The 13123-nt window shown below is 56.2% G+C and carries 15 protein-coding genes and 1 other RNA gene; 10 read left to right on the forward strand and 6 right to left on the reverse strand.

Annotated elements, in window-relative coordinates; genetic code table 11:
* The 4 genes from gatA to rnpB all read left to right on the forward strand — a co-directional run bounded on the left by gatA (position 1) and on the right by rnpB (position 3398).
* Entirely contained in the window at positions 1-1488 is a 1488-nt protein-coding gene (gene gatA / locus ACR0JR_RS07500; protein WP_480455645.1) for an Asp-tRNA(Asn)/Glu-tRNA(Gln) amidotransferase subunit GatA, read from the forward strand.
* A 40-nt stretch (positions 1489-1528) separates the two neighbouring features.
* Positions 1529-2221: a hypothetical protein gene (locus ACR0JR_RS07505; protein WP_319544946.1), complete on the forward strand. Its 693-nt coding sequence runs from the start codon at positions 1529-1531 to the stop codon at positions 2219-2221.
* On the forward strand, positions 2160-2876 hold the full coding sequence (locus tag ACR0JR_RS07510; RefSeq protein ID WP_480455646.1) for an N-acetylmuramoyl-L-alanine amidase: 717 nt from the start codon (positions 2160-2162) through the stop codon (positions 2874-2876). The genes ACR0JR_RS07505 and ACR0JR_RS07510 overlap by 62 nt, the downstream gene beginning before the upstream one ends.
* A gap of 124 nt (positions 2877-3000) precedes the next feature.
* Positions 3001-3398: RNase P RNA component class A (gene rnpB / locus ACR0JR_RS07515), an RNA gene on the forward strand.
* A gap of 6 nt (positions 3399-3404) precedes the next feature.
* On the opposite strand, the gene ACR0JR_RS07520 is transcribed toward rnpB, so the two are convergent.
* Positions 3405-3737, reverse strand: coding sequence for a GYD domain-containing protein (locus ACR0JR_RS07520; protein ID WP_319544944.1), 333 nt, complete (start codon positions 3735-3737; stop codon positions 3405-3407).
* 371 nt (positions 3738-4108) lie between these two features.
* Between ACR0JR_RS07520 and rpmG the strand changes: the two genes are divergently transcribed.
* Together rpmG and ACR0JR_RS07530 are read left to right on the forward strand one after the other, a co-directional pair.
* Positions 4109-4276 (forward strand): 50S ribosomal protein L33, encoded by a 168-nt coding sequence (gene rpmG / locus ACR0JR_RS07525; RefSeq protein WP_010441901.1) that lies wholly within the window; start codon positions 4109-4111, stop codon positions 4274-4276.
* A 208-nt stretch (positions 4277-4484) separates the two neighbouring features.
* On the forward strand, positions 4485-4991 hold the full coding sequence (locus tag ACR0JR_RS07530; protein ID WP_158005272.1) for a lipoprotein: 507 nt from the start codon (positions 4485-4487) through the stop codon (positions 4989-4991).
* A gap of 63 nt (positions 4992-5054) precedes the next feature.
* Here the strand turns inward: ACR0JR_RS07530 and ACR0JR_RS07535 are convergent, their stop codons facing one another.
* The 3 genes from ACR0JR_RS07535 to ACR0JR_RS07545 form a co-directional block, all read right to left on the reverse strand.
* Positions 5055-5528, reverse strand: coding sequence for a GNAT family N-acetyltransferase (locus tag ACR0JR_RS07535; protein ID WP_480455647.1), 474 nt, complete (start codon positions 5526-5528; stop codon positions 5055-5057).
* A gap of 78 nt (positions 5529-5606) precedes the next feature.
* A complete protein-coding gene (locus tag ACR0JR_RS07540) occupies positions 5607-6344 on the reverse strand; it encodes a Bax inhibitor-1/YccA family protein (protein ID WP_010441904.1) in 738 nt (245 codons plus the stop codon).
* Positions 6345-6539: 195 nt separating this feature from the next.
* Positions 6540-6758 carry a DUF1127 domain-containing protein gene (locus ACR0JR_RS07545; protein WP_170472574.1) on the reverse strand — a complete coding sequence of 73 codons (219 nt, stop codon included), beginning with the start codon at positions 6756-6758 and terminating at the stop codon, positions 6540-6542.
* Between the two features lie 127 nt (positions 6759-6885).
* On the opposite strand from ACR0JR_RS07545, the gene ACR0JR_RS07550 reads away from it, so the two are divergent.
* Positions 6886-7764, forward strand: coding sequence for a LysR family transcriptional regulator (locus tag ACR0JR_RS07550; protein ID WP_480455648.1), 879 nt, complete (start codon positions 6886-6888; stop codon positions 7762-7764).
* On the opposite strand, the gene ACR0JR_RS07555 is transcribed toward ACR0JR_RS07550, so the two are convergent.
* Positions 7748-8716 (reverse strand): NADPH:quinone oxidoreductase family protein, encoded by a 969-nt coding sequence (locus ACR0JR_RS07555; protein WP_480455649.1) that lies wholly within the window; start codon positions 8714-8716, stop codon positions 7748-7750. The genes ACR0JR_RS07550 and ACR0JR_RS07555 overlap by 17 nt on opposite strands.
* Positions 8717-9053: 337 nt before the next feature.
* Here ACR0JR_RS07555 and ACR0JR_RS07560 point away from each other — a divergent pair, with 337 nt between their 5' ends.
* The 3 genes from ACR0JR_RS07560 to ACR0JR_RS07570 all read left to right on the forward strand — a co-directional run bounded on the left by ACR0JR_RS07560 (position 9054) and on the right by ACR0JR_RS07570 (position 11710).
* On the forward strand, positions 9054-9425 hold the full coding sequence (locus ACR0JR_RS07560) for a helix-turn-helix domain-containing protein (RefSeq protein ID WP_010441908.1): 372 nt from the start codon (positions 9054-9056) through the stop codon (positions 9423-9425).
* Between the two features lie 44 nt (positions 9426-9469).
* A complete protein-coding gene (gene hisN / locus ACR0JR_RS07565) occupies positions 9470-10261 on the forward strand; it encodes a histidinol-phosphatase (protein ID WP_480455650.1) in 792 nt (263 codons plus the stop codon).
* Between the two features lie 114 nt (positions 10262-10375).
* Positions 10376-11710 carry an 8-oxoguanine deaminase gene (locus tag ACR0JR_RS07570; protein WP_480455651.1) on the forward strand — a complete coding sequence of 445 codons (1335 nt, stop codon included), beginning with the start codon at positions 10376-10378 and terminating at the stop codon, positions 11708-11710.
* A gap of 65 nt (positions 11711-11775) precedes the next feature.
* Here the strand turns inward: ACR0JR_RS07570 and guaD are convergent, their stop codons facing one another.
* Positions 11776-13065, reverse strand: a complete 1290-nt coding sequence (gene guaD / locus ACR0JR_RS07575) for a guanine deaminase (protein ID WP_480455652.1) — start codon at positions 13063-13065, stop codon at positions 11776-11778.
* Between the last annotated feature and the right edge of the window lie 58 nt (positions 13066-13123).

The following is a 13123-nucleotide window of genomic DNA, read 5'->3' on the forward strand; positions in this document are numbered from 1 at the left end:
ATGAGCGAACTGAACAAACTGGGGCTGGCCGAAGCCCGCGACGCGTTGCGTGCCGGCGATGTAACTTCGGTTGAACTGACGGATGCCTGCCTGACAGCCATTGATGAAGCCGATGCGCTGAACGCGTTCGTCCACAAGACGCCCGAGATTGCGATTGAGCGTGCAAAGGCCGCAGATGATCGGATCAAGGCGGGCGACGCCCCTTCGATGTGCGGCTTGCCGATCGGTATAAAAGATCTGTTCTGCACCAAAGGTGTTCCTTCGCAGGCCGCATCCAAGATACTCGATGGCTTTAAGCCCGAATACGAATCCACTGTGTCTCAGCAATTGGCTGACGCAGGTGCCGTGATGCTGGGCAAGCTGAACATGGACGAATTCGCCATGGGCTCGTCCAACGAAACCTCCGTTTATGGTAACGCCGTCAGCCCGTGGCGGCGTGGCAACGACGAGGCTCAGCTAACACCAGGCGGCTCGTCTGGTGGTTCGGCCTCGGCTGTTTCTGCTGATCTGTGTCTGGCTGCGACCGGCACTGATACCGGCGGTTCGATCCGGCAGCCTGCCGCATTTGTTGGCATTACCGGCATCAAACCGACCTATGGCCGCTGCTCACGCTGGGGCATCGTTGCCTTCGCCTCGTCGCTGGATCAGGCCGGCCCGATGACCAAGAACGTACGTGACGCAGCGATCATGCTGGAAACCATGTGTGGCCATGACCCCAAGGATTCCACCAGCGCCGAATTGGCTGTGCCGAATTTTGAGGCAATGCTGACCGGCGATATCAAGGGTAAGAAAATCGGTATTCCCAAAGAATACCGCATGGACGGTATGCCCGCTGAGATCGAAAAGCTCTGGGTTGATGGCGCTGCTATGCTGAAAGACGCAGGGGCTGAGATCGTCGATATTTCGCTGCCGCACACCAAATACGCACTACCTGCATATTATGTGATTGCTCCTGCTGAGGCGTCTTCGAACCTTGCCCGCTATGACGGTGTCCGCTATGGTCGCCGCGCGCAGCTGGCACAAGGTGACGGAATCACCGAAATGTATGAAAAGACCCGCGCGGAAGGCTTCGGCCCCGAGGTCCAGCGCCGGGTAATGATCGGCACATATGTGTTGTCGGCGGGTTTCTATGACGCCTACTACAACCGCGCCCGCAAAGTGCGGACACTGATCAAGAAAGACTTCGAAGATGTCTTCGCGACTGGCGTTGACGCAATCCTGACCCCGGCCACACCTTCGGCTTCGTTCGGCCTGGGTGAGATGACCGAAGCTGATCCGGTTCAAATGTATCTGAACGACGTGTTCACCGTGACCGTGAACCTAGCTGGCTTGCCCGGTATCTCGGTTCCTGCAGGACTGGACGCTCAGGGACTGCCGCTGGGTCTGCAACTGATCGGCCGCCCATGGGAAGAGGGCGATCTGCTCAACACCGCCTACGCGCTTGAGAATGCCGCCGGGTTTGTGGCCAAGCCGGGCAAATGGTGGTAATTCTCTGACCGGCAGAACGACAAGAAGGCGGAGCAGCCGAATGCGTAAATTGCTTCTGATTTCGACCCTCGGGCTGGTAGCAGCCTGTGATACGGTCGCCCCTGTATCGGGCACTGGGTTCAATACGCCGGAGTACCAGGCCCAACGCGAGGCTGAACTAACCGGGCAGGGGCTGGCTGGTAACCCGTTGCTGCCACCCGAAGCGATTTCAGAGCAGCCGCTTTCGGCGCAAGGTGCTCCTCTGAATGACGGCAGTGCGGCTGATATTGCAAACCAGACGGCTGTGGCGCTGGCCAGTACGTCTGACCAGCAAGGCTTAATTGCCCCAGTGACAAACAACACAGGCATTTCTGACGAACAGGATTTTGAAGCCGTTTCAAATAGGCGTAGTATCGATGCAGATGCGGCGCAGATCGAACAGAACCGACAGACATATGAAGTTGTCGCGCCAACCGCGGTTCCACAGCGCGGTACAGATGGACAGCCCAACATCGTGCAATACGCGTTGAACACGTCAAACCCCGTCGGAACCCAGCTCTACAGCCGTGCAGGGTTCAATTTAAAGGCCAAAGCCGAACGGAACTGTGCGCAATTCGCTTCGCCGGATCAGGCCCAGATCGAATTTCTATCCAATGGCGGTCCCCAGCGCGACCGTAAAGGTCTGGACCCGGATGGCGACGGCTATGCCTGCGGCTGGGACCCCAGTGCGTTCCGCAGTGCCGTCAACAACTGAGCTTTCGCCGATCTGGCATCCATCGCCCAATTTCGGCCCCCGGCGCGATGGGTTGAAGCCTGCGCTGATCGTTCTGCACTATACCGCAATGGAAAGCGCATCAGCTGCGCTCGAGCGCCTTTGCGATCCCGGTCCTGAAGTTTCCGCTCACTATCTGATCGGCCGCAATGGCGTGCTCTGGCAGCTTGTGCGCGAGGAAGACCGTGCCTGGCATGCCGGGGCCGGGGAGTGGCACGGGCAGACGGATATCAATTCCAGTTCCATTGGCGTCGAGTTGGACAATCAGGGCGATCACCCGTTCTCCGAGCCTCAGATGAACGCGCTGGAACAGCTTCTGTCCAAACTCATGCGGCGCTGGTCGATCCCCCCGGACGGTATCATTGGACATTCCGACATGGCACCCGGGCGCAAGACCGACCCAGGCCCCCGTTTTGATTGGCAAAGACTGGAACTTCAAAGCCTTGCCGCTCCAACTGGCACCGAAGCGCCTTCCGAAACGACGTTCCGGGAGCTGGCGCAAGTTCGGGGATATACAGCTGATGTCGATGATGACATCCTGCTCAAAACCATTCGCCTGCGCCACCGTCCCTGGGCCAAAGGCCCATTGCACCCTGACGATTTCAAAGCGCTGGCCCTTCCTCCACATCCGACCTGATCCGCACTTCATCGGGCCAAAAATATCCCGGGGTTGAATTGACCGAAGGCCAAGAAGGGGCTGGCCCCTTCATCCTCCAACCGCTCTTGACGTAGCCTCTCCCAAAGCATACGCAACACCTCGCGCGGAGGGCCGGATGGCCGCTGGGGCATATGCCCGAGAGGAAAGTCCGGACTCCACAAGGCAACGGTGCCGGGTAACGCCCGGGCGGGGAAACCCGACGGAAAGCGCCACAGAAATCAGACCGCCGCGGGCCTTGGCCCGAGGTAAGGGTGAAACGGTGGGGTAAGAGCCCACCGCGCCGCTGGCAACAGTGGCGGCACGGCAAGCCCCACCGGGAGCAATGCCGAATAGGGTCCCCGCGCGGGCCGGTCGGTGCAAACCGATACCGCCGCTAGGCTCGCTTTGGCCGAGAGGGACCGGGTTGGCAGCTCGAGCCGCGCAGCAATGCACGGCCTAGAGGAATGGTCATCGAAGGGGGCAACCCCGGAACAGGATCCGGCTTACAGGCCCTCCGCGCATAATTCCTCAGCCCGTCGGCGGCGTATACACCCCGGTTAGCGTTGCTGCTTTTGCAGCGACCGAAACGAACTCTTTGGCAGACCATGCGCGCACGGTTTCGATTTTCGATACTGCACCCGTGCTGGCGACGGCCATCCCGATTGCGACCGCATCAGTGCCGTCGGGGACCTCGCTGATGACAACAACATCGTTGCTACCGGTGGTGACGTAGAATGAGATCAGTTTTCCGCCCGCTTTCTCAAGCAGCGCACTGACCGGGCCGGTACGATCCTGAGGATTGGCAACCATCGCCTGAACGGCCTCGGATGAGTAGGATGCGTAAGTGATGAATACAGGCATGAAAACCTCCCACTGTTTAAGTCTAATTGGAACCATCCGACTGGCCGGTTCCATGGCCAGATTGCTTGCTGAGACGCCTGCAATTCAGGAACACCCGGGTAACCCGGGCGATACTATTGATGTGAGTGGTGTAGGGTGCCGGACGATAGTCCCGGTCAGAATTTGCCCATGATCGCAACAGGGGCTCTTTGGTCACAGCGACCCTATCACAGTTCCGTGAACACACCAAGCGACACACCGTTGAGGTGGAGTAGGGAATTGTTCCAGGAACACGGCGAATCTGGTTGACTTGGGCGCATGAGCGGTTAAAAGCGCACGCTCATAAGGATTCAACCGAAAGGCCCCTGCCTTTTCGGACGCAGGAGATAACCATGGCGAAGCCGACGACAATCAAGATCCGTCTGAACTCGACCGCGGGCACGGGCCACTTCTACGTGACCAAAAAGAATGCGCGCACCATGACCGAGAAAATGACCATTCGTAAATACGATCCGGTTGCTCGGAAACATGTCGAGTACAAAGAAGGCAAGATCAAGTAATCTGCCCTCTGACCTGAATTTTTGAAAAAGGACTCTGCCGATGCAGGGTCCTTTTTTTGTTGGTTTGAGGCGTCCCACAGCGCGTCGGTGCGAAACATGGGCGTTGCAGGGGCGCATCAGCCCCTCGGGTGTTCTGGGTGCGGGCGGCTTGCTTTTACGCACTCCATGCCGCTACGCTTCAGCAACTCTTTCCAAAATGTTGACCGCCATGAAAAAAATCTTGTTACCCGCCCTTGCAGTTCTGACCCTGTCAGCCTGCGAAGATCCGTTTAACCGCGAAGGTGTTGGTTTCACCGGGATAGATGGTGAACCGCGTACGGTATCCGATGTGAAAGGAGCCGCGGCATTTGTTCAACCTGCGACCAATATCCCGGCAGAGCTCGCCAAGTTGCCAACAGTTCAGGTCTCGTCTGATCAGACCGAGCTTTCCAAGATGGCGAAAGTAGCTATCGAGAATGGTGGGCGCACTGATACCAGCGCCGTTCAACTGTCAGGCCAGAGCACTAATCTGCTGCTGAGCACGGTCAGTGTGAACGGGACATTGTTTGGTGTGTTGCGAACTGAAGAAGGGGACACTCGCGTGGACAATTCCATCGGTGCAAACTTCGGAGCTCGGACCGAGCGCTTTACCGGTTGCTTGCCCGCTGGAGATGTTTACCGCAAAGGCTCGTCCAAGCGCAGCTCTGGTTTTGCGGTGCCGCTGAACTGTAGCTGATTGCCAAATTACCAAACCATTTTGTACCCCCGCCAATTTAGTGGGGGTTTTCTTTTTTCGCCGTCATTCAACGCGCCATTCAGCGAAACTGATCACGGGGTTTAGCCCGGCGCGCGCCATCAATTCAGCTGAAGGCGTATTGAAGGTTGCATAGGTCGTGGCCAAAACATCTCCGCCATCAGCAAGCACATGTGCGCGAACCTCGTCTATCAAGGCTAATCCGATTCCTTTCCGACGGTGCTTGGCATCGACGCTGATGTGGTGCAGCATCGCACGTGTTTCCGCCCGGCGAAAAGGTGTCGCAGCACGCCTCTCAAGCTCAAAAATCGCATATCCCAACAGTATTTGATTCTCCTCATAGCCCAATGCAACCACTGCGTCGTGGCTGAGCCATTCTGAAAGATAGCAAACAACTTCCTTGTCATCTGGCAAAGGCGCGTATCGCTGTGGCTGTTTCTGAACGTGCAGGTCATGCACCTGTTGAAGTAATGGCAGCAAGCGATGCGCCTGTGACGGGCAGATGGCGGTGATGGACATCAATGGTCCTCCGATTATCCAAACAAAAAGGGCGGGTCTTTTCGGACCCGCCCTTTGGCTGTGAGTATGAGGTTCGCGTTATTCGCGATTACCAAGCAGCTGCAGCAGGAACATGAACATGTTGATGAAGTCCAGATACAAGTTCAGTGCGCCCATGATGGCCGCCTTGCCTAGCCATTCCTGGTCACCCGCATGGGCCATCTGCAGATAGGTCGTTTTGATCTTCTGAGTGTCATACGCGGTCAGGCCCGCAAAGATCAGAACACCCAGGATCGACACAGCGAACATGATCGCAGGCGACTGCAGGAAGATGTTGATGACCATCGCGACGATCAGACCGATCACGCCCATCATCAGGAAAGTACCCATGCCGGACAGGTCTTTCTTAGTGACGTATCCGTAAAGCGACAGGCCCGCGAATGCGATCGAAGTCACTAGGAATACCTGCGCGATCGAGATGCCGGTGAAGGCTACAAAAATCCAGCTCAGCGACAGGCCCATGACGGCTGCAAATGCATAGAAGAACAGCTGCGCACCAGACGCCGAAAGGCGGTTGATGGCGGCACCAAAGCCAAACACCATTGCAAGAGGTGCGAACATTACGATCCAGCCCAGGATATTCGGGCTAAGCGTGACTGGGTCACGGAAGATCGACAGAAGTTGCGGGCTTGAGCCAACGGCCCAGGCAACAGCAAACGTGATCAGCATACCCACGGACATTGTGCCGTAGACTTTGTTCATATGGGCGCGCAGGCCCTCATCAATCTCGGCAGCGCGCGCCCCGGACGCCGTCCGGATCGTGTCGAATTGTGCCATTTAAGGGTCTCCCTTCAATATTCTGTGCTCAGCCTGCGATTGCAGGCCGGTTTCCCACTAAATATCGGAGAGTACGGCCCTCGTTTCAAGGGTTTTCACTCTAAAACTCAGCAAAACTGTCGGCAAATTTCGCGACTGGTGCAAAAAACCTGACGGCGCAGTCCCTAATGCCGCCAGATTTCTTCTATTGTCCAATTAATACAAGTGTTTGTACCAGCAGTCAGGCGCATCCCACATCGGGCGAGAAGCCTCGGCTTCTGCCTCGGAGCGGGTGATTCCGATATCTTCCAAAGCGCGATCATCAAGCTGAGCCAGTTTTTGCCGTTGCCGCGAAAGGCTCAACATGTTGAGCAGGCGGTCTCCAATCGATTTACCTTTGATGCGGCGCAGAGTCGAAATGGCTAGATGGGTCATGGGTATTGCCCTTTCATGTTTGACTGATGAAACACCGTGCTTCAATCAATTTCCTTGATCTATATGGAGCATTCTGACATATTTTAAAAATGAATGTTTTTGACGTTACCCATAAGGAATCTTGAAGATGCGAAATCTGGACATCACTACGCTTCGTTCATTCGTTGCCGTCGCGGATCACGGCGGCGTTACCCGCGCAGCTGGATTTCTTCATCTCACGCAATCGGCTGTTTCCATGCAGCTCAAGCGGTTAGAAGAGCTACTCGGGCTGGAGCTGCTGGATCGATCCGGTCGAACCATTGCGCTGACCGCGTCCGGCGAGCAACTGCTTGCCTATGCGCGCCGGATGATTGCGTTGAATGATGAGGTGATCGGGCGGCTCACTGATCAGGCCTTTGAAGGAGAGGTCGTGTTGGGGGTGCCGCATGATGTCGTTCATCCGTTCATCCCCCGTGTCCTAAAGCGCTTCAATGCCAGCTTCCCGCGCGTGAACGTGAACTTGGTTACTTCGAATACGCGTCACCTGAAGGAAGAATTTGCGCGCGGAGGTTTTGATTTGATCGTGACCACGGAATCGGGAGCGGGCGAGAGGGCTGAAACCTTGTATCATATGCCACTGCGCTGGGTCGGAGCTCTGAACGGGTCCGCCTGGCGACAACAGCCTCTGCGGCTGGGGTTTTGCCGCAATTGCATCTTCCGTCCGGTTGCGACCGCGGCGCTGGATGACGCTGGGATCGAATGGGACATGAGCATCGACAGCGACTCAGACCGTACGGTCGAAGCAACAGTCAGTGCTGATCTGGCGGTGGGTGTACTGTTGGAGGGGACACAGCCCAACCATCAGGAACTGATCGACCATGCTGGGGTCCTTCCGGACCTGCCGGTGCAGTTCATAAACCTTTATGGTGCTGAACGAGTGCGCGAGGAATATGTGGCTGAGCTCGCAAATCTCCTGCGGCAAAACTTTTCACACCCCAGTGCGCGCCCCCTCAAAGTGGCGAGTTGATCTGGATGACGACCTTACCGGTGGATTTACGATCACGCAGCAATTCCAATCCCTTGGCTGCGTCCTGCAAGGGCAGGATGTGGCTGATATGAGGTTTAATCCGTCCTTCTGAGTGCCAGCGAAACAGTGTGCTGAAACTATTGTGTACTATTTCAGGCTGAAATTTCAGGTAACCACCGATATAGACGCCAATCACACTGAGATTTTTAACCAAAAGATGGTTGGCCGGAATCTGAGGAACTTCACCCCCCGCAAAGCCGATGGGCAATAGGCGGCCCTCGGGATTCGTGGCGCGGAACGCAGCCTTGAAAACGTCACCACCGATGGCGTCATAGACCACGTCGGCTCCGCCAAGGGCGCGAACGCGGTTACGCAGATCCTCATCCGCATCGATCAAATGGTCCGCACCGGCCTGCTGCGCCACCACCAATTTGTCCGCGCCGCGCGCTTGCGCGATGACGGTCGCCCCCATCAGTTTCCCGATTTCGATGGCGGTCAGCCCAACGCCGCCAGCAGCTCCGGTCACCAGCAGCGTTTCGCCGGCCTGTAGGCGTGCCCGGTGCTCCAACGCGATATGGCTGGTGCCATAGGCGATCTGAATGGCGGCAGCGTCTTCGAAACTCATTGTGTCTGGGATGACAATAACGCGGTCAGCATCGAAGACACCAGATTCGGCCAGGCCGCCCTGACCAGAGAAAACAGCGACGCGGTCACCTGGTTTTAGATGCGTAACAATATTTCCGACTTCGGCAACGACCCCTGCAATTTCCATACCCAGAGTAAACGGTGTGCCGGGTGTATCCTGATAGGAGCCTTTCTGCATCAAAAGATCGGCAAAGTTCAGCCCGCAGGCCCGAATGGATACCCGCACCTGATTTGCTGCTGGTGTCGGCTCGGGCATTTGGCAAATTTGCGCCATTGCTCCCTTGGTTTTGATACGAAATGCCAGCATCAGTGTTCTCCGGTATTTTAGGGCACATAGGCGGAGAGCGCGCGCGTTTTGTCAATTCCAATCAAACACCCTTCTCAAACAGGTGTCTGGTCTGATTTGTTGTATCCGAACATACACAGATGTGATGATCCCGGTACTCAACCACAATCAACAGTCCATATTCTTAGATTCAACCGTCTTGAAAAAAGAATCGATTGCGGCAATATTATTGTTCTATGGTGCTGTTCGGGGGGCACGATCCTAAGTTAGGAAGTTCTTAAGCAGCGACCCGCTAACTTGGCGGTCACGGCTGCTGTTGCGGTTTCCCGGACAGGTGTTTGTGTAAAGGAGACTACCAATGACCCATCACGTCGATGTCCATGTGGGCAAACGCGTCCGGCATCGCCGCTGGCTGATTGGCATGACCCAGCAGCAGTTGGCGCAGCAAGTTGGTATCAAGTTTCAACAGATTCAAAAATATGAAACGGGTGCCAACCGTGTAAGCGCGTCGCGTTTGTGGGACATTGCCGAGGCATTGGATGTTCCGGTCAGCTTTTTCTTTGAAGGCCTTGAAGAAGCTCAGAAAGCAGAGGCTGACAAAAAATCAGTTCCTGCAGATCTGATGGGTGATAAAGAAGCGCTTGATCTCGTTCGCTCGTACTATGCGATACCGGAAAATCAGCGTCGCCGCTTGTTTGAACTGGCGCGCGTGCTGAGCGACGTCGCCTAATACAATCGCTTGACTTCGCGGGGTGCCCGTCGCACGGGTAAGCCATGCAAAACACCCTACGAAGTGATCTAGAGATTGCCGAAGAAATGGCCGACGCGGCGCGGGCGGCCATTCTTCCGTTTTTCCGCCAATCTAACTTGAAGACGGACAACAAGCTCGATGCCGGGTTTGATCCTGTGACTGCAGCTGACCGCGAAGCAGAGAAGGCGATGCGTGCGGTGCTGGCCATTCACCGGCCCAAGGATGGCGTTTTAGGGGAAGAGTTTGGCCATTCCGAGGGGGTGAGCGGACGGATTTGGGTGCTGGACCCAATCGACGGCACGCGCGGATTCATAAGTGGTACGCCCACATGGGGTGTTCTGATCGCCCTAAGCGATGAGACTGGACCTAAGCTTGGCGTAATCGATCAGCCCTATATCGGTGAACGCTTTATCGGAGATACAGAGCACGCCTTTGTCAAAGGCCCAATGGGGCGTGCGGAACTCGAGACGCGGAATACGCGATCTTTGGATCAAGCGATCATCTTCACCACCTTTCCTGAGGTCGGCACCGAGGCCGAGGCCGCTGCCTTCAAGGCGGTTTCTCAGAAAACGAAGCTGACGCGTTATGGGATGGATTGTTACGCCTATGCGCTACTTGCTGCAGGGCAAACAGATCTGGTGGTCGAGGCTGGGTTGAATGCCTACGATATCCAAGCCCCAATCGCGGTGATCGAAGCCGCAGGTGGTATTGTGACAGATTGGCAGGGTAATCCTGCCCATAATGGCGGGCGTGCCCTCGCAGCAGCCAATGCTGAGATTCATGCGGCGGCGCTGGAAATCCTGAAGCAATATTAAACAGGTTGCCGCACCCCCCATGCGGATTTAAACTGATAGCGGCTGGTTCTTATGCCCGTTTTCCACCAGCCCAATACTCCACGCATGAGACGGGCAGGATGCGGGAGTGCAAAAATGACAGAAATATTGATCCGGAATGCTGACATTATCGTGACGATGGACGATGACCGGCAAGAGCTTGTGGGCGCTGATCTGTTGGTTCGGGACGGAAAGATTGCCCAGATTGGCCATGGTTTGACCAGCCGGGGTGAAATACATGATGCCGCCGGATGTGTTGTTACCCCTGGTCTTGTGAACACCCATCATCATCTCTACCAAACCCTTACACGCGCGGTGCCCGGTGGGCAGGATGCGTTGCTATTTGGATGGTTGCGAACACTTTATCCCATCTGGTCCCGCTTTGGACCTGAAGAGATGTTTATCTCCGCTCAGGTCGGTCTGGCAGAGTTGGCGCTGTCTGGCTGCACGCTCAGTTCTGATCACCTCTACCTTTATCCCAATGGTGCGCGACTTGAAGATACGATCCATGCCGCGTCGGAATTGGGTTTGCGTTTTCAACCGACGCGCGGGGCAATGAGTATCGGCGAAAGTGATGGTGGATTGCCTCCTGATGCTCTGGTCGAAGCCGAGCAAGCCATTCTGGAGGACATGATCCGCGTGGTTGATGCCTATCACGATCCATCTGAGGGTTCGATGTGCCGCGTTGGCCTTGCGCCGTGTTCTCCGTTCTCGGTTAGTCGCGACCTGATGCGCGATGCCGCGCTTCTCGCGCGCGATAAAGGTGTAATGCTACATACTCATCTGGCGGAAAACGATGAGGATATCGCCTATTCTGAAGAGCAGTTCGGTTGCCGCCCCGGCCAATACGCCGAGGAATTGGGCTGGACCGGATCGGATGTTTGGCACGCCCATTGTGTCAAGCTGGATGGCTCCGAGATCGACCTATTTGCGCGTAGCCGAACCGGCGTTGCGCACTGCCCATGCTCAAATTGCCGTCTTGGCTCAGGTATCGCGCCAGTCCGCAAAATGCGCGACCAAGGCGTGCATGTCGGGCTGGGAGTGGACGGTTCAGCCAGCAATGACAGCGGCAATCTGATCGCCGAGGCGCGCCAGTCCATGCTTCTGCAACGGGTTGCAAATGGCGCTGACGCCATGTCAGCCCGCGAAGCGCTCGAGATTGCCACCAGAGGTGGGGCGGATGTGCTGAACCGACCCGATTGCGGCAGGCTCATGCCTGGCAAACGCGCTGACATAGCCATTTGGGACGTACGCGGCATCGAAAGTGCAGGCAGTTGGGACCCAGCTGCGCTCCTTCTGGCCGGACCAACGCGTGTCAAACACCTGTTTGTCGAGGGGCGCCAGGTTGTGCGCGACGGTCAGATCTCCACCATTGACCTGCCGAAGACCATAGAAACCCAGAATCGTCTGGCAAGCGCGTTGGCAGAATAGCGGATGCGCTCTTCATCTGACTGAAAATATCCCCGCCGGAGGCATGGGCCACAGGCCCATTCCTATTAATTAGAAACAGCTCGCCCGGCGATCCAGACCTCGGCAACAGCCCGATCATCCCCCATCATTATGGTCGGGAACACCGCTTCCCAAAGATCATCAGCATGTGCTTCGCGTTGGGCGATGGCTGGAGTCGAGGCAAGGTCCAATACCACCAGATCCGCCTCCATACCCACCGCAATATTGCCGATACGATCATCCATCCGCAAAGTTTGAGCTGATCCAACCGTTCCAAGCCAAAGCAATTGCGAAGGATGTAGCGGACGACCCCGCAGTTGACCAATTTCGTACGCTGCGGCCATTGTGCGCAGCATCGAAAAGCTGGAACCACCGCCTGTATCGGTGGCAAGACCAACCCGGTGCCCCTCGCGGATCAGGCCGTTCATGTCGAACAGACCAGAACCGATAAACGTATTGGACGTGGGGCAGTGGATCAGCGCTGCATCTACCTCGCGCAAGCGGTCACGTTCGCGATCCTCCAGATGGATCACGTGACCGTAGAGACCGTTTCCACCCAACAATCCAAACTGTTCATATGTATCCAAATAGTCGCGCGCCTCAGGGAACAGAGAGCGCACCCATTCAATTTCGTCGGTTTGTTCGCTGAGATGGGTTTGCATCAGGCATTCGGGATGCTCCGCCCAAAGTGCGCCGATGGCCTCTAACTGATCTGGTGTCGATGTCGGCGAGAAACGCGGTGTAATGGCGTAGGATATGCGATCCACCCCGTGCCACTTTTCAAGCAGTGACTTGGACTGGTCATACCCGGTCTGTGCGGTGTCACGCAGCCCCTCGGGTGCATTTCGATCCATGCAGGTTTTGCCGGCGACAACCCGTTGACTTCGCGCCTTGGCTGCCGAGAAAAACGCATCAACACTCTCAGGATGAATAGTGCAAAAGCTGCACATTGTCGTAGTGCCGTGTGCTGCCGTTAAATCGAGGTATCTATTTGCAATTTCAGCGGCATAGTCAGGATCGCTGAACTTCATCTCTTCCGGGAACGTGTAGCTGTTGAGCCAGTCGATCAGCCGCTTGCCCCAACTCGCAATCATCGCGGTTTGCGGATAGTGAACATGCGGATCCACAAAGCCCGCCGAAATAAGCTTGTCGCCATAATCCTTAACTTTGGCCTCGGGGTGCGCGACAGAAAGATCGGACGCGGATCCCAATGCTGCGATGCGACCATCTTCTATCAATACGGCTTCGTGTAGTTCGGTCGCGTCTGTGGGTTCGCCTTCGAACGGTGATCCGTTGAAGCTGAGCACGCGTCCCTTCAAAAGCGTCTTTTGCGCCATCTGCTGTGTTCTCCGCCTGTTTGGGGCCGCTATCCAGCATAGGGATGCAAAAGATGTG

Source organism: Ruegeria sp. AA3 (assembly GCF_056542905.1).